Annotated in this window: 20 protein-coding genes and 1 pseudogene; 12 read left to right on the plus strand and 9 right to left on the minus strand. The window is 67.6% G+C overall.

The annotated features are described in order from the left end of the window. Position 1 precedes the first annotated feature (1 nt). The 5 genes from SJY20_RS02955 to SJY20_RS02975 all read left to right on the plus strand — a co-directional run bounded on the left by SJY20_RS02955 (position 2) and on the right by SJY20_RS02975 (position 6,435). A complete protein-coding gene (locus SJY20_RS02955) occupies positions 2–775 on the plus strand; it encodes an enoyl-CoA hydratase-related protein (RefSeq protein ID WP_380788534.1) in 774 nt (257 codons plus the stop codon). After that, positions 772–909 (plus strand): hypothetical protein, encoded by a 138-nt coding sequence (locus SJY20_RS02960; RefSeq protein ID WP_380785113.1) that lies wholly within the window; start codon positions 772–774, stop codon positions 907–909. Before SJY20_RS02955 ends, SJY20_RS02960 begins: the two co-directional genes overlap by 4 nt. Then, complete coding sequence (gene scpA / locus SJY20_RS02965; RefSeq protein WP_380785114.1) at positions 906–3,185, plus strand: methylmalonyl-CoA mutase; 2,280 nt, start codon at positions 906–908, stop codon at positions 3,183–3,185. The genes SJY20_RS02960 and scpA overlap by 4 nt, the downstream gene beginning before the upstream one ends. After that, positions 3,182–4,237, plus strand: coding sequence for a biotin synthase BioB (gene bioB, locus SJY20_RS02970; RefSeq protein ID WP_380785115.1), 1,056 nt, complete (start codon positions 3,182–3,184; stop codon positions 4,235–4,237). Before scpA ends, bioB begins: the two co-directional genes overlap by 4 nt. 113 nt (positions 4,238–4,350) lie before the next feature. Continuing rightward, a complete protein-coding gene (locus tag SJY20_RS02975; protein ID WP_380785116.1) occupies positions 4,351–6,435 on the plus strand; it encodes a biotin carboxylase N-terminal domain-containing protein in 2,085 nt (694 codons plus the stop codon). Positions 6,436–6,517: 82 nt separating this feature from the next. Here SJY20_RS02975 and SJY20_RS02980 read toward each other — a convergent pair whose 3' ends face one another. From SJY20_RS02980 to hppD, 4 genes and pseudogenes are all read right to left on the minus strand, one after another. Continuing rightward, on the minus strand, positions 6,518–6,874 hold the full coding sequence (locus SJY20_RS02980; RefSeq protein WP_380785117.1) for a Rieske (2Fe-2S) protein: 357 nt from the start codon (positions 6,872–6,874) through the stop codon (positions 6,518–6,520). Beyond that, a complete protein-coding gene (maiA, locus tag SJY20_RS02985; RefSeq protein WP_380785118.1) occupies positions 6,871–7,503 on the minus strand; it encodes a maleylacetoacetate isomerase in 633 nt (210 codons plus the stop codon). Before maiA ends, SJY20_RS02980 begins: the two co-directional genes overlap by 4 nt. Continuing rightward, on the minus strand, positions 7,500–8,813 hold the full coding sequence (gene hmgA / locus SJY20_RS02990; protein ID WP_380785119.1) for a homogentisate 1,2-dioxygenase: 1,314 nt from the start codon (positions 8,811–8,813) through the stop codon (positions 7,500–7,502). Before hmgA ends, maiA begins: the two co-directional genes overlap by 4 nt. A gap of 175 nt (positions 8,814–8,988) precedes the next feature. Continuing rightward, positions 8,989–10,057: pseudogene (gene hppD, locus SJY20_RS02995) on the minus strand (4-hydroxyphenylpyruvate dioxygenase). Positions 10,058–10,142: 85 nt separating this feature from the next. Here hppD and SJY20_RS03000 point away from each other — a divergent pair. Next, positions 10,143–10,601 carry a MarR family winged helix-turn-helix transcriptional regulator gene (locus SJY20_RS03000; RefSeq protein WP_380785120.1) on the plus strand — a complete coding sequence of 153 codons (459 nt, stop codon included), beginning with the start codon at positions 10,143–10,145 and terminating at the stop codon, positions 10,599–10,601. On the opposite strand, the gene SJY20_RS03005 is transcribed toward SJY20_RS03000, so the two are convergent. Next, positions 10,598–12,265, minus strand: coding sequence for an MFS transporter (locus SJY20_RS03005; RefSeq protein WP_380785121.1), 1,668 nt, complete (start codon positions 12,263–12,265; stop codon positions 10,598–10,600). The two genes, SJY20_RS03000 and SJY20_RS03005, sit on opposite strands and share 4 nt — an antisense overlap. Before the next feature lie 178 nt (positions 12,266–12,443). On the opposite strand from SJY20_RS03005, the gene SJY20_RS03010 reads away from it, so the two are divergent. Both SJY20_RS03010 and SJY20_RS03015 read left to right on the plus strand, forming a co-directional pair. Beyond that, positions 12,444–14,819 carry a TonB-dependent receptor gene (locus SJY20_RS03010; RefSeq protein ID WP_380785122.1) on the plus strand — a complete coding sequence of 792 codons (2,376 nt, stop codon included), beginning with the start codon at positions 12,444–12,446 and terminating at the stop codon, positions 14,817–14,819. Then, positions 14,747–15,061 carry a hypothetical protein gene (locus SJY20_RS03015; protein ID WP_380785123.1) on the plus strand — a complete coding sequence of 105 codons (315 nt, stop codon included), beginning with the start codon at positions 14,747–14,749 and terminating at the stop codon, positions 15,059–15,061. The genes SJY20_RS03010 and SJY20_RS03015 overlap by 73 nt, the downstream gene beginning before the upstream one ends. A 6-nt stretch (positions 15,062–15,067) precedes the next feature. On the opposite strand, the gene SJY20_RS03020 is transcribed toward SJY20_RS03015, so the two are convergent. Both SJY20_RS03020 and SJY20_RS03025 read right to left on the minus strand, forming a co-directional pair. Further along, positions 15,068–16,606 carry a glycine betaine ABC transporter substrate-binding protein gene (locus SJY20_RS03020; RefSeq protein ID WP_380785124.1) on the minus strand — a complete coding sequence of 513 codons (1,539 nt, stop codon included), beginning with the start codon at positions 16,604–16,606 and terminating at the stop codon, positions 15,068–15,070. Next, positions 16,603–17,364: an ATP-binding cassette domain-containing protein gene (locus SJY20_RS03025; RefSeq protein WP_380785125.1), complete on the minus strand. Its 762-nt coding sequence runs from the start codon at positions 17,362–17,364 to the stop codon at positions 16,603–16,605. The genes SJY20_RS03020 and SJY20_RS03025 overlap by 4 nt, the downstream gene beginning before the upstream one ends. 50 nt (positions 17,365–17,414) lie before the next feature. Here SJY20_RS03025 and SJY20_RS03030 point away from each other — a divergent pair, with 50 nt between their 5' ends. Continuing rightward, positions 17,415–18,191, plus strand: a complete 777-nt coding sequence (locus SJY20_RS03030; protein WP_380785126.1) for an SDR family oxidoreductase — start codon at positions 17,415–17,417, stop codon at positions 18,189–18,191. On the opposite strand, the gene SJY20_RS03035 is transcribed toward SJY20_RS03030, so the two are convergent. Further along, positions 18,188–18,487, minus strand: coding sequence for a 4a-hydroxytetrahydrobiopterin dehydratase (locus SJY20_RS03035; protein WP_380785127.1), 300 nt, complete (start codon positions 18,485–18,487; stop codon positions 18,188–18,190). The genes SJY20_RS03030 and SJY20_RS03035 overlap by 4 nt on opposite strands. A 43-nt stretch (positions 18,488–18,530) precedes the next feature. Here SJY20_RS03035 and SJY20_RS03040 point away from each other — a divergent pair, with 43 nt between their 5' ends. Genes SJY20_RS03040 through SJY20_RS03050 form a run of 3 tightly spaced genes read left to right on the plus strand, consistent with a single transcriptional unit; the run spans position 18,531 to position 20,142 of the window. Next, complete coding sequence (locus tag SJY20_RS03040; protein WP_380785128.1) at positions 18,531–18,941, plus strand: metallopeptidase family protein; 411 nt, start codon at positions 18,531–18,533, stop codon at positions 18,939–18,941. Further along, positions 18,938–19,510: a heme ABC exporter ATP-binding protein CcmA gene (gene ccmA / locus SJY20_RS03045; RefSeq protein ID WP_380785129.1), complete on the plus strand. Its 573-nt coding sequence runs from the start codon at positions 18,938–18,940 to the stop codon at positions 19,508–19,510. Before SJY20_RS03040 ends, ccmA begins: the two co-directional genes overlap by 4 nt. Further along, on the plus strand, positions 19,507–20,142 hold the full coding sequence (locus tag SJY20_RS03050; RefSeq protein WP_380785130.1) for a heme exporter protein CcmB: 636 nt from the start codon (positions 19,507–19,509) through the stop codon (positions 20,140–20,142). The genes ccmA and SJY20_RS03050 overlap by 4 nt, the downstream gene beginning before the upstream one ends. On the opposite strand, the gene SJY20_RS03055 is transcribed toward SJY20_RS03050, so the two are convergent. Beyond that, positions 20,139–21,446 carry a sensor histidine kinase gene (locus SJY20_RS03055; protein ID WP_380785131.1) on the minus strand — a complete coding sequence of 436 codons (1,308 nt, stop codon included), beginning with the start codon at positions 21,444–21,446 and terminating at the stop codon, positions 20,139–20,141. The two genes, SJY20_RS03050 and SJY20_RS03055, sit on opposite strands and share 4 nt — an antisense overlap. Between the last annotated feature and the right edge of the window lie 9 nt (positions 21,447–21,455).

Here is a 21,455-nt window from a genome sequence, read left to right on the forward strand (position 1 = left end):
CATGCATATCCTGAGCGAGCGACGCGGCGACGTGCTGGTGCTGACGTTGAACCGGCCCGACCGGCTGAACGCAGCGCCTCCGGCGATGTTCGAGGAATTGCGCGCGGCGTTGGGCAATCTCGATGGCGCGCGGGCGGTGTTGGTCGCGGGTGCGGGGCGGGCGTTCTGTTCGGGGGCGGATGTTGGTGGCGGGGCGCTTGGCTCGGACAATCCGGGCGAGGCGACGTTCGCGGCGCTGACGGGAAGCTATAATCCGACGATGGCGGCGATCGCCGATCTGTCGGTGCCGGTGGTGAGCGCGGTGCGTGGGCCGGCGGCGGGCATCGGCTGCAGCCTCGCGCTCGCTGCGGATTTCTGTGTCGCGAGCGAGACCGCGTATTTTCTCCAGGCGTTCGTGAACATCGGGCTGGTGCCCGACGGCGGTGCATCTTGGATGCTGCCTCGATTGATAGGCAAGGCCCGCGCGACGGAGATGATGATGCTTGGCGAGCGGGTGCCGGCGGCGAAGGCGCTCGACTGGGGGATGGTGCACAAGGTCGTTGCTGACGACGCGCTGGATGCTGAGGCGTTTGCGCTGGCCGAGCGGTTGGCGGCGATGCCGACGGTCGCGCTCGGGTTGATGCGGCGGGCGATTACGGCTGCGTACGAAACGGATTACGCGACCGCGATGCAGGCGGAGGCTGCGAACCAGCGCGACGCGCGGGGGTCTGCGGATTCGATGGAGGGGGGCATCGCGTTCCTGACGAAGCGCAAACCGGTGTTCACTGGCAAGTGACCTTCGCCTTCAACACCACCCCGGCGAAGGCCGGGGCCCAATTGGGCAACGGCGCCTTGGCTGGTGCTGTTCTCCGTTACAGCAACCTTTCCAATTGGGCCCCGGCCTTCGCCGGGGTGGTGTTTTCAGCATGACCGACACGCCCGAAACCGCCCCAACCCTCGCCGACTGGCAGGCGCTCGCCGCCAAGGAAGTAAAAGGCACCGACCTCATCTGGCCGACCCCCGAGGGCATCGACGTCAAGCCGCTCTACACCGCGGAAGACGTGCGCGAAGACCCCGGCCTCCCCGGTTTCGCCCCCTTCACCCGCGGCGTCCGCGCGTCGATGTACGCCGGTCGCCCGTGGACGATCCGCCAGTACGCCGGCTTCTCGACCGCCGAAGCCTCGAACGCGTTCTACCGCCGCAACCTCGCCGCCGGCCAGAAAGGCCTGTCGGTCGCGTTCGATCTCGCCACCCACCGCGGCTACGACAGCGACCACCCCCGCGTCACCGGGGACGTCGGCAAGGCCGGCGTCGCGATCGACTCGGTCGAGGACATGAAGATCCTCTTCGACGGCATCCCGCTCGACAAGATGTCGGTCAGCATGACGATGAACGGCGCGGTGATCCCGATCCTCGCCTTCTTCATCGTCGCGGGCGAGGAGCAGGGCGTCGACCGGAAACTGCTCGACGGGACCATCCAGAACGACATCCTCAAGGAGTTCATGGTCCGCAACACCTACATCTACCCGCCCGAGCCGAGCATGCGGATCATCTCGGACATCTTCGGCTACACCAGCCGCGAGATGCCCAAGTTCAACAGCATTTCGATCAGCGGCTATCACATGCAGGAGGCTGGGGCGACGCAGCTCCACGAGCTCGCCTTCACGATCGCCGACGGCATGGAATATGTGAAATACGGCGTCGCGTCCGGGCTCGACATCGACAAGTTCGCCGGGCGCCTGAGCTTCTTCTTCGCGATCGGCATGAACTTCTTCATGGAGATCGCCAAGCTCCGCGCCGCCCGCGTCCTATGGCACCGCGCGATGACGCAGCTGGGCGCGCAGGACGAGCGCTCGAAAATGCTGCGCACGCATTGCCAGACGTCGGGCGTGTCGCTCACCGAGCAGGACCCGTACAACAACGTCATGCGCACGACGATCGAGGCGATGGCGGCGATGCTCGGCGGCACGCAGTCGCTCCACACGAATGCGCTCGACGAGGCGATCGCGCTTCCGACCGACTTCTCCGCGCGGATCGCGCGCAACACGCAGATCGTGATCCAGGAAGAGACGGGGATGACCAAGGTCGTCGATCCGCTCGGCGGCAGCTATTATATCGAGAGCCTGACGCAGTCGCTGGTCGACGGCGCGTGGAGCCTGATCGAGCGGATCCAGTCCGAAGGCGGCATGGCGAAAGCGGTCGCGGCGGGCTGGCCCAAGGCGATGATCGAGGAAGCCGCCGCCGGCCGCCAGGCCCGCGTCGATCGCGGCGAGGACGTCATCGTCGGCGTGAACAAGTACAAGCTCGCCGAACAGGACGCGATCGAGATCCTCGACGTGGATAACGTCGCGGTGCGGGCAGGCCAGATCGAACGCATCAACCGGGTAAAGGCGACGCGCGACGACGCGGCGTGCCGCGCCGCGCTCGACGCGTTGCGTGAAGGGGCGCGACGCGGAAATCCTCCCCCGGCGGGGGAGGTGGCATCGCACAGCGATGACGGAGGGGTTGCGCCCTATCGAGAGGGCGATACCCCTCCGTCAGCCGCAAACGCGGCTGCCACCTCCCCTGCCAGGGGAGGATCGGAAACGAACCTCCTCGCCTTAGCCGTTGAATGCGCCCGAGCCCGCGCCACGCTCGGCGAAATCTCGTCGGCGATGGAGGACGTGTTCGGCCGCTACGGCACGCAGCCCACCCCCGTCTCGGGCATCTACGGCGGCGCGTACGAGGACGACGCGCGCTGGACCCGCCTCACCGATGGCGTCCAAGCCACCGAGCGCCGGATGGGCCGCAAACCGCGCATGCTCGTCGCCAAGATGGGGCAGGACGGCCACGACCGCGGCGCCAACCTCGTCTCGTCGATGTTCGGCGACCTGGGGTTCGAGATCGTCCCCGGCCCGCTGTTTCAGACCCCCGCCGAAGCCGCCGCGCTCGCGCTGGAGAAGGACGTCGACATCGTCGGTGCCTCGTCGCTCGCGGCCGGCCACAAGACGCTGATCCCCGAACTGATCGGCTATCTCCGCGAGGCGGGCCGCGCGGATATCAAGGTGATCGCGGGTGGCGTTATCCCCGCACAGGACTATCAGGCGCTGCGCGATGCCGGGGTCCAGGCGATCTTTGGACCCGGCACCAACCTGATCCAGGCCGCCGAGGACGTGTTGAAACTCCTCGGCCACAATATGGCCCCGCAAGAGGAAGCCGCCGAATGACCGATACCCTTCTTCGTACTCTCGTACATGCAGTGGCTCCGAGCCTGGTGCGCGATGCTCCCGTGTCCCGCACCGACTGGACCCGTCCCGAGATCGCCGCGCTGTTCGACCTCCCGTTCGACGAACTCATGTTCCGCGCGCAGACCCTCCACCGCGCGCACCACGCGATCGGCGAGGTCCAGCTGTGCACGCTGCTGTCGATCAAGACCGGCGGCTGCCCCGAGGATTGCGGCTATTGCTCGCAGTCCGCGTCGTCCGACTCCGGCCTGAAGGCGGAAAAGCTGATGGACGTCGACGCGGTCCTCGCCGACGCCGCGCAGGCCAAGGCCGCGGGATCGCAGCGTTTCTGCATGGGCGCCGCCTGGCGCAACCCGAAGCCGCGCGACATGCCGAAGGTCGTCGCGATGGTCGAGGGCGTCCGCGCGATGGGGCTTGAGACGTGCATGACGCTCGGCATGCTCGACGCGCAGCAGGCGAAGCAACTCGCCGACGCCGGTCTCGATTACTACAACCACAACATCGACACCTCGCCGGAGAATTACGGCAACGTCATCACCACGCGCACCTTCGGCGATCGGCTGGAGACGCTGGCGAACGTGCGTGACGCGGGCATTTCAGTCTGTTGCGGCGGGATCGTCGGAATGGGCGAGACGCGCAGCGATCGCGTCGGCTTCGTCCACGCGCTCGCCACGCTGCCGCGCCACCCGGAGAGCGTCCCCGTCAACGCGCTGGTCCCGGTCAAGGGGACGCCACTCGGCGACATGCTCGCGGGCACGCCGATGGCGCAGATCGACGACATCGAGTTCGTCCGGACCGTCGCCGTCGCGCGCATCACGATGCCACTGAGCATGGTGCGATTGTCTGCGGGCCGCGAGAGCATGTCCGAGGCGACGCAGGCGCTGTGCTTCATGGCCGGCGCGAACTCGATCTTCACCGGCGACAAGCTGCTGACCACCGGCAACGCCGGCGACAGCGCCGATGCGACGCTGCTGGCGAAGCTGGGGATGAAGCCGATGGTCGGCGCGGAGCCGATGCGGGCTGCGGCGGAGTAGTTCCCCTCCCGCTTGCGGGAGGGGTTAGGGGAGGGCATGTCCTCCCGCACCATAATATCCGCGCGTGGACAGGCCCTCCCCCGGCCCCTCCCGCAGGCGGGAGGGGAGCGAGAATGTTCAAGAAAATCCTGGTCGCCAATCGGGGCGAGATCGCGTGCCGCGTTATGCGGACCGCCAAGGCGATGGGCATCAAGACCGTAGCGGTCTATTCCGACGCCGACGCGCGTGCACCGCACGTGCTGATGGCCGACGAGTCCGTCCGGCTCGGGCCGGCACCTGCCGCGGAGAGCTATCTCAAGGCCGAGTTGATCCTGCTCGCCGCCAAGGAAACCGGCGCCGACTGCATCCATCCGGGCTACGGCTTCCTCTCCGAACGCGAGAGTTTCGCGCTGGCCTGCGCCGAGGCCGGGATCGCGTTCGTCGGCCCGCCACCTAACGCGATCGCCGCGATGGGCGACAAGATCGAATCGAAGAAGCTCGCTAAGGCCGCGGGCGTCAACGTCGTGCCGGGCTATCTCGGCGAGATCGACAGCACCGATCACGCGGTCGAGATCGCCGGCGGCATCGGCTATCCGGTGATGATGAAGGCGTCGGCCGGTGGCGGCGGCAAGGGCATGCGGCTCGCCTACAGCGAACAGGACGTCCGCGAAGGCTTCGAAGCGACCAAGCGCGAGGGGCTAGCGAGCTTCGGCGACGACCGCGTGTTCATCGAGAAGTTCATCGAATCGCCACGCCACATCGAGATCCAGCTGATCGGCGACCAGCACGGCAACATCATCTATCTCAACGAGCGTGAATGCTCGATCCAGCGGCGGCACCAGAAAGTCGTCGAGGAGGCGCCGTCGCCGTTCGTCACGCCTAAGATGCGCAAGGCGATGGGCGAGCAGGCGGTCGCGCTGGCGCAGGCGGTGGGGTATTATTCGGCGGGGACGGTCGAGCTGATCGTCTCGGGTGCGGATACGACGGGGGAGGGTTTCTACTTCCTCGAGATGAATACCCGGCTCCAGGTCGAGCATCCGGTGACGGAGGAGATCACCGGGCTGGATCTGGTCGAGCTGATGATCCGTGTTGCGGCCGGCGAGCCGCTCGGGTTCACGCAGGACGAGGTGAAGCTGAACGGCTGGTCGATCGAGAACCGGGTGTATGCCGAGGACCCGTATCGCGGGTTCCTGCCGAGCATCGGCCGCCTCGTGCGGTATAATCCGCCGCATCAGTCCCCCTCCCGCTCGCGGGGGGGGCTAGGGGAGGGCATGTCCGCGTACGCAGACGTGTCCTACGCCGACATGCCCTCCCCCAACCCCTCCCGCGATGCGGGAGGGGAGCCCCGAATCCGAGTCGACGACGGCGTGCGTGAGGGCGGCGAGGTCAGCATGTTCTACGACCCGATGATCGCCAAGCTCATCACTTGGGCCCCAACGCGAAATGGTGCGATCGCCGCGCAGATCGCCGCGCTCGACGCGTTCGAACTCGAAGGCCCCGGCAACAACATCGATTTCCTCTCGGCGATCATGCAGCATCCGCGCTTTCAGTCGGGCGCACTCACCACCGGCTTTATCGCCGAGGAATATCCCGACGGCTTCCACGGCGCGCCTGCCGACGCGCCGTTGCTGAAGACGCTCGCCGCGGTCGCCGCCTTCGCCGCCACCGCAGAGGCGGACCGCGCGCGTCGCACCGACGGGCAATTGGGTCGCCGGCTACGGCCGCCCTCGGACTGGGTGGTGACGATCGCCGCGCACGACCATGCGGTGACGGTCTCGACCGACGGCATCGCGGTCGACGGCGACGATCTCGACCTCAGCCTGGAATACACCCCCGGGGACCGCATGGTCACGGTCGAGGGCGCGGAGGACCTCACCGTCCGCATCGCCCGCACCCGGAGCGGGTTCAAGTTGACGGCGCGGGGGGCTAGCCATGTCGTCCGCGTACTGCCGGCCCGCGCGGCCCCCTATGCTCGGCACATGATCGAGAAGGTCGCGCCCGATCTGTCGAAGTTCCTGATCTGCCCGATGCCGGGTCTGCTGGTGCGGCTCGATGTCGGCGCCGGCGACACGGTCGAGGCGGGGCAGCCGCTCGCTGTGGTCGAGGCGATGAAGATGGAGAATATTTTGCGCGCTGAGAAGACCGGGACGGTGAAGTCGGTTTCGGCGCAGGCCGGCGACAGCCTGGCGGTTGATCAGGTGATCTTGGAGTTGGAATAACGGTTCTCCTGCGAAAGCAGGAGTCCAGGAGTCGCAGGCGCTGTGTTCTGTAACCCTGGGCTCCTGCGTTCGCAGGAGAACGTTACGCCGTGACGATCGCCCCGTCCGCCACCGTAACCTGCCACGGGGTCAGTCTCGCCCCCACGCACGGTCCACCAACGCACAGCCCATCGTCGATCTCGAACAGCGCGCCGTGCCACGCACACGCGATCCGCGTACCGTCGGGGGTCAGATAGGCGTCGAGCATCTGCGCCAGCGGCACGCCCATGTGCGGGCAGCGATCGACATAGCCGACGACATCATCACCGCGCCGTACGACGAAACCGTGGAACCGCCCGGCGCGCAGCTGCAGCACATAGTTGCGCGCGGTGCCGTCGGGGATCGCCGACAGCGGCCCCAACGTCACCCCCGCCGGCGTCGCGAACACGCGCTCGGTCATCCGGCGTCGGGCTGGCGATCGGGGTGCGCTGCCTGGAAGGCGGGCAGCGCGCGCGCGGTCTCGGCCGCCGCCATCAACCGCGGATACGGCATCAGGTCGACCGCGAACCGTTCGGCGGAATAAACCTGCGGCACCAGGCAGCAATCGGCGATCGTCGGTGTGTCCCCGAACGCGAAGCCACGTCCATGCCGCCCGATCAGCACTTCAAGCGCAGCGAATCCGTCACCGATCCAGCGTGCGATCCATCCATTCACCGCCGCCTCGTCCGCGCCGAATTCGCCGCGCAGCACCTGCAGTACGCGCAGGTTGTTGATGGGGTGGATGTCGCAGGCGATCGTTGCAGCCATGGCCCGCACGATGGCGCGATCGGTGAGGCCTACAGGCAGCAGTGCCGGGGACGCATAACGCTCCTCCAGCCACTCCAGGATCGCCAGCGATTGCGTCAGCACGTCACCGTCCGCCTCGATTGCCGGTACCAGCGCCTGCGGGTTGATCGCGCGGTAATCCGCCGCGCCCTGCGCCCCCGTTCGCAGATCGTGGGTCGCGTGCTCGTACGCCACGCCCTTCAGCGCCAACGCGATCCGCACGCGGTAAGCGGCGGTCGATCGCCAATAGCCGTGCAGGATCATTCCGGCAGTTTCGCCTTGGGGAAGTCCGCCCAGACTGCGTCGTAATCGAGCTGGGCATGTTCGAGCGCGTAGCTGGTCGGTTTGTAGGGCCAGCAGCTCTCGACCATGAACGCCATCGCGCCATCGATCTTGTGCGGCGCGAGCGTCGCGTTGCTGGCGCCGGTCCAGCTCGCCAGATCGGGGCCGTGGCCCGCCATCAGATTGTGCAGCGAGATGCCGCCCGGTGCGAACCCCTCGGCCTTGGCGTCATAGGCGCCGGTGATCAGCCCCATCGCCTCGGACATGATGTTGCGGTGGAACCAGGGCGGGCGGAAGGTGTCCTCGGCGACCATCCAGCGCGGCGGGAAGATCACGAAATCGGCGTTGGCGCGACCGGGCACGTCGCTGGGGCTCGTCAGCAGCGTAAAGATGGACGGATCGGGGTGGTCGAAGCTGACGCTGCCGATGGTGTTGAACCGCGCTAGATCGTAGCGCCACGGCGCGAGGTTGCCGTGCCATGCGACCACGTCGAGCGGCGAGTGATCGAGCGTCGTCGTCCACAGGCTGCCCATGAATTTCTGGACCACCTCAGTGGGCTCGTCGCGGTCCTCGAACCACGCCACCGGCGTCTCGAAATCGCGCGGGTTGGCAAGGCCGTTGGCGCCGATCGGGCCGAGGTCGGGCAGGCGGAACAGGCTGCCGTGATTCTCGACGACATAGCCGCGCGCGGCACCGTCGGGGAGCATCACGCGGAAGCGGACGCCGCGGGGGACGAGCGCGACCTGGCCGGGGGCGATCGCGATGCGGCCGAGTTCGGTGACGATGTCGAGCCGCCCAGCCTGCGGTACGAACAGCAGTTCGCCGTCGGCGTCCATGAACACGCGGCGCATGTCGGTGTCGGCGGCATAGACGTGAAGCGCGACGCCTTCGAGATCGGCGGGGTCGCGGTTGGCGAGCATCGTCGTCAGCCCGTCGATCCAGTCGGTGCCAGCGGGGCAATCCGAGATCGGGTCCCAGCGCAGCCGGTTGGGCGCGAGCGGGGCGTCGCTGGTGCCGGGTGCGAACCGCTTCGCGCCTTCGTACCGCGTGTAGGGCGGATGTTCCGCGGTCGGGCGCAGGCGGTAGAGCCAGCTACGGCGGTTTTCATGGCGCGGCGCGGTGAAGGCGGTGCCCGACAGCTGTTCGGTGTACAGGCCGAACGCGGGGCGCTGCGGCGAATTGCGGCCGATCGGGAGTGCGCCGGGGACCGCTTCGGTCGACACGTGGTTGCCGAACCCGGGGATATAGTTTTCGCGCTGGCCGGCGGTCTCGATCGGCTGGTGTATTGTCATTGGCTTCCTCTCCAACACCTGTTCCGATCCGTGCACGACCGCCGGCCGTTCAAAACTTCTCCGGTACGTCATCAGTTCTCCTGCGAACGCAGGAGCCCAGGGTAACGAACGCCGTCCTTCGGGACTCCTGGGCTCCTGCGTTCGCAGGAGAACGGTATGTCCGCTCGACCCGATCCTACGCGTCGACGGTAATTACACCGCGCCGAATCTGGTCCAGTTCGATCGACTCGTACAACGCCTGGAAGTTCCCGTTGCCGAAACCCTCGTTGCCCTTGCGCTGGATGATCTCGAAGAAGATCGGCCCGAACATCGTCTCGGTAAAGATCTGCAGCAACAGGCCTTCCTCGCCGACATTGCCGTCGAGCAGGATGCGGTTCGCCTTCAGGCGCGCAAGGTCCTCGCCGTGGTTCGGCACGCGCTTGTCGACCAGCTCGTAATAGGTCTCGATGGTGTCCTGCAGCTTGACGCCACGCGCGCGCAGCTTCTCGACGGTGGTGTAGATATCGTCGGTGGTCAGCGCGAGATGCTGGATGCCTTCGCCGTTATAGTCGCGGATGAACTCCTCGATCTGGCTCTTGTCGTCCTGGCTCTCGTTCAGCGGGATGCGGATCGCGCGGTCGGGGGCGATCATCGCCTGGCTGAACAGCCCGGTCGCTTTGCCCTTGATGTCGAAATACTTCTGCCTCTTCGAACCCGAAGATCTGGCCGTAGAATGCCGACCAGGTCCGCATCTGCCCGCGCTTCACATTGTGCGTGAGGTGGTCGAGCAGGTCGAGCCCGACATTGTTCTCCGCCTCCGCTTCCGCAGCGCCCGGCACCGGGGTCCAGTCGTCGTACAGCGACCCCGCCGCACCGTGACGGTCGACCAGGTACAGCAGCGATCCGCCGATCCCCTCGAGCACATAGCCTTCGCCCAGCGCGCCCGAGCTCGCATCCGCCGCCTTCGCGCCGCGCGCGACGGCCGCTTCGAACGCGGTCTTCGCATCCGCGACGCGGAATGCCATCCCGCTTGCCGAAGGACCGTGCGCTGCAGCGAAGTCCGATGCGTGCGAACTGGGCTCGCGGTTCAGCAGCAGGTTGATGCGGCCCTGCTTGTAGCGGGTGACCGCCTTGGTCGGGTGCGTCGACGCCGCGACGAAGCCGAGCTGCTCGAACTGCCGGGCCATCGCATCGGCATCCGGCGACGTGAATTCGCAGAACTCGAAACCGTCGAGACCCATCGGGTTGACGTCCATATGGTCCATGTCGCGCATCCTCGAATTGAGCTTAGTATCCGTTGATACCAATTTGTCGGGTTGCAGCGATGGTGTCAACCGTTACCATCTCGGCATGACCGCCCAACCGTCCGACCGCCCACTTGTGCTCGACGATTTCATCCCGTTCCGGCTGTCCTTCACCTCGAACCTGGTCAGCGAACGCGTCGCGCGGGCGTATGAGGCGCTGTTCGGGCTGACGATCCCGCAATGGCGGCTGGTCGCGGTGGTCGCCGAGACCGGCGGCATCAGCCAGGGCGAGATCGGCCAGCGTACCCGGATGGACAAGGTCACCGTCAGCCGCGCCGCGATCGGGCTGGTCGAGCGCGGGCTGCTCGGGCGGAGCGACAATCCCGGAGACAAGCGCTCGCATCTGCTGGTGCTGACCGACGCGGGGCGGGCGCTCTACGCCGACGTCGCGCCCAAGGCACGCGACCTGGAGGCACGGATCTTTGCCGGGTTCGAGCCGGACGAGATCGCCGGCTTCGTCGCGATGCTCCGCCGTATCGACGCCGCGACGGTCGCGCTGGATTAATCCAGCGACCGCCGAAACGTCTCCGGCAACAGGAACAGCCCGATCGCGACCGTCGCCGCCGCGGCGACCACCGGATACCACAGCCCGTAATATATGTTGCCGGTCGCAGCGACCATCGCGAACGCGGTCGTCGGCAGGAACCCGCCGAACCAGCCATTGCCGATATGATAGGGCAGCGACATCGACGTGTAGCGGATCCGCGTCGGGAACAGTTCGACCAGCAACGCCGCGATCGGGCCGTAGACCATCGTCACGTAGAGCACGAGAATGGTCAGGAACAGCACGACGAGCGGCTTGTTCATCGCAGCGATATCGGCCTTTTCGGGATAGCCGACCGCCGACAACGCGGCCTTTGCGCGGACCCCGAACGCCTTGATCGCATCGGCACGTGCCGGCCCGGTGACCAGCCGCGGATCGACCGTGTCTAGCGTGGTGCCGCCGATCCGGATCGTCGCGAGCGTGCCTGCGGGGGCGGCGACGTTCTCGTACGATACGCCGGCCTTAGCCAGATACGCCTTGGCGATATCGCACGAACTCGAATCGAACTTGTTCTTGCCGACCGGATCGAACTGCACCGAGCATTCACGCGGGTCGGCGACCACGGTGACAGGCGCATTGGCCTGCGCGGCGTAGAGCGCGGGATTGGCGGCTTGCGACAGGCCGTGGAAAATCGGGAAATAGGTCAGCGCGGCCAGTGCGCAACCGGTCAGGATGATCGGTTTCCGGCCGATCCGGTCGCTCAGCCAGCCGAAGAACACGAACGCCGGCGTTGCGATCAGCAGCGCGATCGCGATCAGGATGTTGGTCGTCGCGCCGTCCACGCGCAGCGTCTTTTCCAGGAAGAACAGCGCATAGAACTGGCCGGTGTACCAGACCACGCCCTGGCCCATCACCGCGCCGAACAATGCGATCAGCACGATCTTCAGATTGCCCCAGCGCGCAAACGCCTCGGTCAGCGGCGCCTTCGACACCGTGCCCTCGTCCTTCATCTTCTGGAACACCGGGCTCTCGGCGAGCTGCATGCGGATCCACAGCGAGACGCCGAGCAGCAGGATCGAGGCGATGAACGGCACGCGCCAGCCCCACGCCGCGAACGCCGGCTCGCCGATCAGCGTGCGCACGCCGATCACCATCAGCAGCGCCGCGAACAGCCCAAGCGTCGCAGTGGTCTGGATGAAGCTGGTGTGCAGCCCGCGACGGTGCGGCGGCGCATGTTCCGCGACATAGGTCGCCGCCCCGCCATATTCGCCCCCGAGCGCGAGACCCTGCAGCAACCGCAGCACGACCAGCAGGATCGGCGCGGCGACGCCCATCGTCGCGTAATTGGGCAGCAGCCCGACGACGAAGGTCGAGACGCCCATGATCCCCATCGTGACGAGGAACGTGTTCTTGCGCCCGACCATGTCGCCGATCCGGCCGAACACCAGCGCGCCGAACGGCCGCACCGCGAACCCGGCAGCGAAGGCTGCGAGCGCAAAGATGAACCCGGTGGTTTCGTTGACGCCCGAAAAGAACTGCGCGGTGATGATCGTCGCGAGCAGGCCGTAGAGGTAGAAGTCATACCATTCGAATACGGTGCCGAGCGACGACGCGATGATGATCAGTCGCTCGCTCTGCCGCGCGGGCGTGCCCCCGTTCGATTCCGCGTTCGTTATCGCCGCCATCCCGCTCTCCCGTTCGGTTGTGGCGGCGAGTGTCTAGCCTCGGGCGTGCGATGACAAGAGCCGTTTGGCGGTGACCGCGCGGACGCGTCGTCGAGAAACCCGAAGTCCGTTTCGCCTCCGGCATAGTCTTGCGACAATTGCCGACTAGGCGATGCGCATGGGTATCGAGGGAGTTTTCATGCGGCGTTTGGGTCTGTTTCTGGCGGTGAGCACGCCCGCGCTGGCGACCGCACAACAGGCGCCCGCGCCTGCCGCCACGCCGGCGGCACCGGCAGCACAGGCCGAGGAAGGCAATTCGGACGAGCCCGACATCATCGTCACCGGCCAGCGCAACCTGCCCGGCGCGGTGATCGGCGACATTCCGCCCGACCAGCAGCTGGGGCCGGCGGACATCCGCTCGTACGGCGTCAGTACGGTATCGGACCTGCTCGCCGAACTCGCGCCGCAGACGACGAGCGGTCGTGGCAGCGGCGGCGCGCCCGTCGTGCTGCTCAACGGCCGCCGCATCTCCAGCTTCGCCGAAATCCGCGACATCCCGACCGAGGCGATCCAGCGCGTCGACATCCTGCCCGAGGAAGTCGCGCTTAAATACGGCTATCGTGCCGACCAGAAGGTCGTGAACTTCGTGTTGCGCCGTCGTTTCCGTGCCGCGACGCTGGAAGCCAACGATCGTCTCGCGACCGAGGGCGGTCGCAACACCCCGCAGGGGACGATCGACCTGCTCGGCATATCGCGCGACAAGCGGATGAACCTGCATCTGGATCACACGCAGAGTTCGGCGCTGACCGAATCGGAACGCGATATCATCTCCACGCCGACCACCGCGGTCGGCGCGAGTGGTGCGGTGATCGATCCGACGCCGTACCGCACGCTGCTCGGCTCCAGCCGTACGACCAGCGCCAACGCGGTCTATGCGCGCAACATCTTCGGCAATGTCGGCGCGACGATCAACGCGCGGCTCGAATCGACCGACAGCAAGAGCCTGAACGGCCTGCCGGTCGCCAATTTCACGCTGCCGAATGGGACGACGGTCAGCCGCGCGCTCGACGATCCCGGCTTCCTGCCGCTCGCGCAGACCAGTTCTTCGATCGCGGCCCATCTCGGCACGACGATGAACGGCGGGCTTGGCACCTGGCGCTGGTCGGTCACCGGCAATTACGACCGCAGCGACACCCAGACCTTTTCCGAAACCGGCGTCGATGGGAGCGCATTCCAGACGCGGCTGACCGCCGGCGATCCGACCGCCAGCCTGTCGCGCCTGACCGCATCGGACATCGCAGCCACTCCCGGCAACCGCGCCTACGCCAAGCAGAGCACCGGCGGCGTCGATGCGCTACTCAACGGTACGCTGTTCAGCCTGCCCGCCGGCGCGGTATCGACCAGCATCAAGCTGGGTGCCGAGACTGCCGACTTCAGCAGCCGTTCGTACCGCGCCAACCTGCTCACCACCGGCCAGGTCTCGCGCGACACCGTCAACGGCCAGGTCAATATCGACGTGCCGATCGCCAGCCGGACGAAGGACGTGCTCGGCTTCCTCGGCAATCTGTCCGCCAACTTCAACCTTGCGGAGGATCATCTCTCCGATTTCGGCACGCTGACGACGCTCGGCTATGGGGCGAACTGGTCGCCGATTGAGGGCGTGCGCGTGATCGCGTCGGCCACCGACAGCGACGAGGCACCGTCCGCACAGCAGCTCGGCAACCCATCGATCACCCGGCCGAACGTGCGCATCTTCGACTATATCCAGGGTACCACCGCGACCGTCACCGCGATCAGCGGCGGCAACCCCAACCTGATCGCGGACAACAACCATGTGAAGAAGCTCGGACTGACGCTGAAGCCGTGGACCAAGCGCGACATCAATTTCACCGCGAATTACGTCAGCGCACGCACCGACAACCCGATCGCGTCGTTCCCGACCCCGACCGCCGCGATCGAGGCCGCGTTCCCCGACCGCTTCACCCGCGATGCCGGCGGCAATCTGCTCCGCGTCGACCAGCGACCGATCAATTTCGCGCGCAGTGAGCGTTCCGAACTGCGCTGGGGGATCAATTTCTCCGCGCCGATCAAGTCGAAGATCCAGAAGGAGCTCGAAGCGTATCGCGCCGGGACCGGTCCCAACCCGTTCGAAGGCCTTGCACCCCCAGGTGGCTTTCGTGGCCGGCCGGGCGGCGAGGGCGCGCCCGGCGGCGGCGGTCCCGGTGGTCCAGGTGGTGGCCCCGGCGGACCGGGCGGTGGCGGTGGCGGCTTCGGTGGCGGCGGCGTGGCGGCGGCGGGGGCTTCGGTGGCCGCGGCGGCGGGCAGGGCGGCGGGCGTCTGCAGTTCGCGGTCTACCACACCTGGCATTTCACCGACCGGGTCCTGGTGCAGCAGGGCGGACCATCGCTCGACCTGCTCAACGGCGACGCGATCGGCGCGAGTGGCGGCCAGTCGCGCCACGAGGTCGAGGCGCAGGCCGGCTACAGCAACAACGGCATCGGCGTGCGGCTGTCGGCCAACTACGCCAACGGCACGCGCGTCAACGGCGGCACCACCGCTGCCCCCGAGACGCTGAACTTCTCGGGGCTCGCGACCGGCAATCTGCGCCTGTTCGCCGACCTCGGCCAGCAACTGACGCTAGTCAAGGCGCACCCCTGGGTCCGCGGCATGCGCCTGACCTTCTCGGTCGATAACGTCTTCAACAGCCGCCAGCGGGTGACCGACGCGACCGGCGTGACGCCGATCAGCTTCCAGCCGGATTATCTTGACGCGCTGGGCCGCACGGTGCGGCTGAGCGTCCGGAAACTGTTCTTCTAGGACAGGTTAAAGTCCGACCTTCGCTGCCAACCACGTCGCCGCAGCCTCCGGCGTGCGCTTGTCCGTATCCCGGTCGACCTGGTAGTTCGCCGCGCGCATCGCCTCGACCGGGATCTTCCCGATCAGCGGTTGTAGCGCGGCGACGAACTTCGCATCGCCCGCGCGTTTCGGCGCGACCAGCAGGATCGCGTCATACCCCGGGATCGCATGACGCGGATCGGTCAATACCGTCAGCTTGTCCGCCGCAATCCGCCCATCCGATGAAAACGCCGAGATCACATCGACATTCCCGCTCTCCAGCGCGCGATACATGAAGGTCGGACTGTACGGCGTCGCCTCCGCGAACCGCAGCGGATAGGCGCGTGATACCGCCGCCCATTCCGGCCGTTCCAGAAACTCCAGGTCGCTGCCCAGCTTCAGTCCCGGCGATGCCTTCGCAAGATCGTCAAGGCTGGCAATTCCGCGTCGCCGCGCATCGTCGCCGCGCATCGCGAACGCATAGGCGTTCTCGAACCCCAGCGCGCCGACCAGCCGCACCCCGCTGGTCGCCTTCGTCCACGCCCCGAGCGCCTTCACCATCGCGGGCCGATCGGGCACGTCGGTGCGCTTCATCGCGTTGGTCCAGATCGTGCCGGCATAATCGACATAGACGTCGATATCGCCGCCCGCGACCGCACCGAACACCACCGCCGACCCAAGCCCGTCGCGATACTCGACGGTATAGCCCGCGCGTTCGAGCCGATCGCCGATCAGCCGCGCGAGAATATATTGTTCGGAAAAGTTCTTGGCGCCGACCACCACGGTACGGCCCTTGCCCGCATGCGCCCATAGCGGCGCGGTCGCTGCCAGCGTGCCGATCACCAGCAAGGCCGCGCTCGTGATCCACAGCCAGCGGCGGCGCGTTGCAATGCCGCGTTCGATCGCCCCGATCAGCGCATCGACCGTGAGCGCCAAAGCCGCCGCCGACACGCACCCCGCCAGCACCAGCGCCCAGTTCTGGGTCTGCAAGCCGGCAAAGATCATGTCGCCGAGGCTGGGCTGGCCGACCGTGGTCGACAGCGTCGCCGCGCCGATCGTCCACACCGCCGCGGTACGGATGCCCGCGACCAGCACCGGAGCCACCAGTGGCGCCTCGACCAGCCGCAGTTTTTGACCTGGCGTCATCCCGACCGCATCGGCCGCCTGCAGCACCGCGGGATCGATGCCGTGCAACCCTGTCACCGCGTTGCGGAGAATCGGCAGCAGCGCATACAGGGTGAGCGCGATCAGCGACGGCAGGAAGCCGAGCGCGGGAATGCCGCCGCCGATCAGGGCCGACAGGCTGAGCAGCAGCGGATAGAAGAGCGCGAGCAGCGCCAAGCTCGGGACGGTCTGGACCAGGCTGGCGAACCCGATCGAGACCCGGGCGACATGGACGTTGCGCGCCGACCAGATGCCGAGCGGCAGGCTGATCATGATCCCTAGCAACAGCGCACAGGCCGACAGCTGGACATGCGCGGCGAGCAGTGGCGGCACGCGGGCAAGGGCGTCGAGGAAGGCGTTCATGGCTTCAATGCTGCCAGCCGCGCGGCCTGGTCGCGCGGGACCTGGACCAGCGCCTGCGCGTCTGCGCCGCCCTGGCCTGCAAGCAGTTCGCCGGGTGTCGCATCGGCAACGATCCGCCCCGCCTTCATCACCAGCACGCGGTCTGCGAGCAGCAATGCCTCGGCCATGTCATGCGTTACCAGGATCGTCGTCAGCCCCAGCCGTTCATGCAGCCGTCGGATCTCCGTTCCCAGCGCATCGCGCGTGACCGGATCGAGCGCCCCGAACGCCTCGTCAAGCAACAGGACTTTTGCGCCCGGCGCCAGCGCCCGCGCGATCGCGACCCGCTGGCGCTGGCCCCCCGACAGCGCGTCCGGCATCCGGCCGGCGACTTCGCGCGACAGGTCGACCAGATCGAGCAGCTCGCCGACCCGCTCAGGCTTGTGCCGCCCGGCGATCCGCAACGGGACCGTGATGTTCTCGGCCACCGTCATGTGCGGGAACAGCCCGATGGTCTGGAACACATAGCCGATCCGCCGCCGCAGCGCGGGTGCGGGGCCGTCAGCGACGTCGGCGCCGTCGATCGTCACGCGGCCGGCGCTCGGTTCCACCAGCCGGTTGATGGTCTTCAGCAACGTCGACTTGCCCGATCCCGACGCGCCGACCAGCGCTACGAAGCTGCCGCCGACGATCTGAACCGAGACGTCGTCGACTGCGACCGTCGCGCCGTACCGCCGCGTGACGCCTTCGAAAGCGAGGGTGGGGGAAAGCGCTGGCATCTACGTCGGGGATGCGGGATGCAGGGGACAAAATCAAACGGAGAGGGGCCATGACCCAGACTATCTTCATCACCGGCGGCGGATCGGGCATCGGCCGCGCGACCGCGGTGCTGTTCGCGATGCACGGCTGGCAGGTCGGGCTTGCCGATGTCGATATCGCGGGGCTGGCGGCGACGAAGGCGTTGTTGCCTGCGGGGATGGCCGAAACCTACCAAATGGACGTGCGCGACCGCGACGCCTGGGTCGCTTCGCTCGACGCGTTCACCGTTGGCAGTGGGCTCGACGTTTTGTTCAACAATGCCGGAATCGGGTCGGGCGGGCCGCTCGCGCTGACCGATTTCGCCGAGATCGACCGCGTCGTCGCGATCAACCTGGTGGGCGCGATCAACGGCGCCAAGATCGGCTATGCCTATCTGAAGCGGACGCCCGGATCGTGCCTGCTCAACACCGCATCGGCCTCTGCGATCTACGGTTCGTCCGGGCTCGCGCCTTATTCCGCGACCAAGTTCGGCGTGCGCGCGTTGACCGAGGCGCTGGACGGCGAATGGGCCGCGGATGGTATCCGGGTGCGGTCGATCGTCCCGGGTTTCATCGACACGCCGTTGCTCAACACCACCACCGCGGCGACCAACCGCTCGATCCGCGAAACCGTGACCGCGGCGGGGATGGAGTTGACCGGCGTCGAGGCGGTGGCGCAGGCCGCATGGGATGCCGTGCACGGCGAGCGGCTCCACACCTATGTCGGCAAGACTGCGCACCGCATGGCGTTCGCCGCGCGCTGGATGCCGGGGAAGCTCCGGAAAATGATGCGCGGGCGGCGGCGCTAGTCCTCGTCGACGATCGCGTCGATCGCCTGCGCCATCTCGATATCGCGCGGGGACAGCCCGCCGGCGTCGTGCGTGGTCAGCAGGATCTCGACCCGGTTCCACACATTCTTCCATTCCGGATGGTGGTTCGCGCGCTCGGCGATCAGCGCGACCTGCGTCATGAACCCGAACGCCTCGACGAAGTCCGCGAACACGATCGTCCGCGTGATCGCGTCGCGCGCGTCATCGTAATCCCACTCGTCCAGGCCATCGAGCGCCTCGGCGCGGTCGACTTCGTTCAACGCTTCGATCATCACCGTCCCTTGCCGCTATCGAGCCACTACGCCTATGGCTGGGGGCATGAGCGGGCAAGAGCGTTTCGCCGCGGCGCCGGACGCCGCAGCCATCGAGGCGATCGCGCGTGCGACGATCGCGCGGCTGCCGGCTGCGTTCGCCGCGCACCTTGGCGATGTCGTGCTGCAGGTCGAGGAGTTCGCGGATGACGAGACGCTGGCAGAACTAGGGGTCGACCACCCGCTGGACCTGTCCGGCCTGTATCACGGCCGCCCGATCGGCGAAAAATCGTCGATGGATACGGGGGCGCTGCCTGATCGGATCTTCTTGTATCGCCGTGCGATCCTTGAGGAATGGGTCGAGACCGGGGTGCGCCTCGATGATCTGGTCGCGCATGTGACGATTCACGAGATCGGGCATCATTTCGGGCTGTCCGACGAAGACATGCACGCGCTCGAGGAGTCGGGCGGGTCGTGAGCCTGGCGTTCCGCGACGTGAGTTGCGCGCGGGGCGGGCGGCTGCTGTTCGAGGGGCTGTACTTTACGCTGGCGGCGGGCGGGGCGGCGGTGGTGACCGGCCCCAATGGTGTCGGCAAGTCGAGCCTGATTCGGATCGCCGCGGGGTTGCTGGCGCCGGCTGGCGGATCGGTCGCGTTCGGCGGGACGCGGGCGCTACTGACCGAGGCGGCGGCACTTGATGGGGACCGGACTCTGGTCGAAGCGCTGGGTTTTTGGGCGGGCCTCGATGCGGCGCCCGATCCTGAGACGCGGGTGCGATCGGCGCTCGGCGCGCTGGATCTTGCCGATCTGGCAGCTATCCCGGTGCGGTTGTTGTCGACCGGCCAGCGCCGCCGCGCCGCGATCGCGCGCGTCGCGGCGAGCGGCGCCGAGCTGTGGTTGCTCGACGAACCTGCGAACGGACTGGACCGCTATTCGGTCGCGCGGCTCGAGACGATGATCACCGCGCACCGCGCAGGTGGCGGGATCGTGCTGGTCGCGACGCATCAGCCGCTGGCGATGCCGGACGCGCAGGAGATCGCGCTGTGATCGGTATCGTCACGCGCGACTTGCGGCGCAACGTCGCCGGAGGGGGCGCGACACTGGTCGTCGGCTTCTTCCTGCTGGTCGCGACGCTGTTCCCGTTTGCGATCGGTCCGGATGCGGCGTTGCTTGCGCGGGTCGGGGGCGGAATCATCTGGACCGCGGCGCTGCTCGCAGGCCTGTTGCCCGTGGAACGTCTGATCGCGCCGGACCTGGAGACGGGCGTGTTCGACCAGTTCGCGGTGCGCGGTGTGTCGATCGCGGCGGTCGCGGCGGCGAAGACGCTGGCGCACTGGCTCAGTTTCGGTCCGCCGCTGATGCTGGCCGCAGTGGTTGCTGCGGGGTTGTTGGACCTCTCCGGCGAGACGTTGCTGCGCGTCGAGATCGGGTTGGCGATCGGTACGCCGGGGCTTGCTGCGCTGGCGGTTGCAACCAGTGCGCTCGTCGCAGGCGTGCGCGGCGGCGGCGCGGTCGCGGGGCTGGTGATGCTGCCGCTCGCGGTGCCGTTGCTGATCTTCGGCGCGGGCTCGCTCGACGGCGGCGCAGGCGCGGTGAAATTGCTCGCGGCGGTTAGCCTGTTGCTGGTTGCCGGTGCGCCGTTCGTCGCTGGCGCCGCGATCCGCGCGGCGATGGATTAGCGCGGGAGGACCAATACCGCGCGCAGGCCTCCGAGTTTTGGGGAGGACTCCAGCACCAGACCGCCGCCGTTCAGTTCGGCCAGTTCCTGCGTGATCGGCAGCCCGAAACCATGGCCCGGTCCCGCTTCGTCGAGGCGTCGGCCGGGCACCAGTGCTTCCGCGCGCTCGGCTGTAGTGAGTCCCGCACCGTCGTCGTCGATGGTTATCGCAACCTTGCCGGCGTCGACCACAGCCGTGATCCCGATCGCGCTCGCGGCGTGGCGCCAGGCGTTGTCGAGCAGATTGCCAATCATTTCGTCCAGATCCTGCGCGTCGACGCCGACCGTAATGCCCGCGTCGACCGCGATCTCGACCGCGATCGCGCGATCGGCATGGACGCGGCGCAGCACGCCGACCAGGTCCGCGGTCGCCGGCGCGAGGGCGATCGCGGTGCGGCCGGAGGCGCCGGGCGTGGCGGCGCGGGCGCGGCGCAGGTGATGGCTGACGCGCCGGTCGATGTCCGCGAGCATTGCGGCCAACCGCCCGTCCGGATCGCGGTCGGCGAGTTCGAGGCCGAGAGCGGCAAGCGGGGTCTTCAGCCCGTGCGCAAGGTTTGCGACATGGCGGCGTGCATGCGCCAGCCCCTCGGCGTTCTGGTCGATCAGTGTGTTGAGTTCGGCAGCGAGCGGCGCGAGTTCGACCGGCAGGTCGGTGGGTACGTGACGCTGCCGACCTGCGATCACCGCGGCGAGCGACGCCTGCAGCGTGCGCAGCGGTCGCAACCCGATCCGCAGCTGGACCAGCGTCGCCGCCGTCAGCGCCGCGCCCAGCAAGGCGAGCGACCCGAGCAGCGGCAGCATCGCTTCGTGCAGCGGGGCTTCGACCACGCGGCGGGGTCCGCTCGCGGTGATCGTGACCGGGCCGCCGGCGCGCGCGAGCGTCAGGGTGCGGAAATGCAGTCGCTCGCCCGATCGCCCACGACCTTCCCCAGGATGCGGCCGGGGACCGTCCGGGCGCGGCTCGGGCATAGCGAGCGGGGTCGGAAGCGTGTCGGGGCTGTTGCGCCATGCGTGCCCATCCGCGCTGCGAACCTGCCAGACCCAGCCCGATCCCGCCTCGTCGAACCCCGGCAGGTCGATTACGCGCGCCGTGTCCAGCCGTCCGCGTCCGTCCACCGCCCGCGCGAGGACCGTGGTCTGCGCGTCGAGCCGGTCGTCGAACCCGCGCATGACGGATCGTTCGAGGACGTTGCCGATCGCGAGGCTCGCGATCAGCAGCGCGGCCAGCGTCGCCAGCGTTGCCACCGCGAGTAGGCGCCCGAACAAGGATCGCGG

The sequence above is a fragment of the Sphingomonas sp. R86521 genome (assembly GCF_042466235.1).
Taxonomy (GTDB): Bacteria; Pseudomonadota; Alphaproteobacteria; order Sphingomonadales; family Sphingomonadaceae; genus Sphingomonas.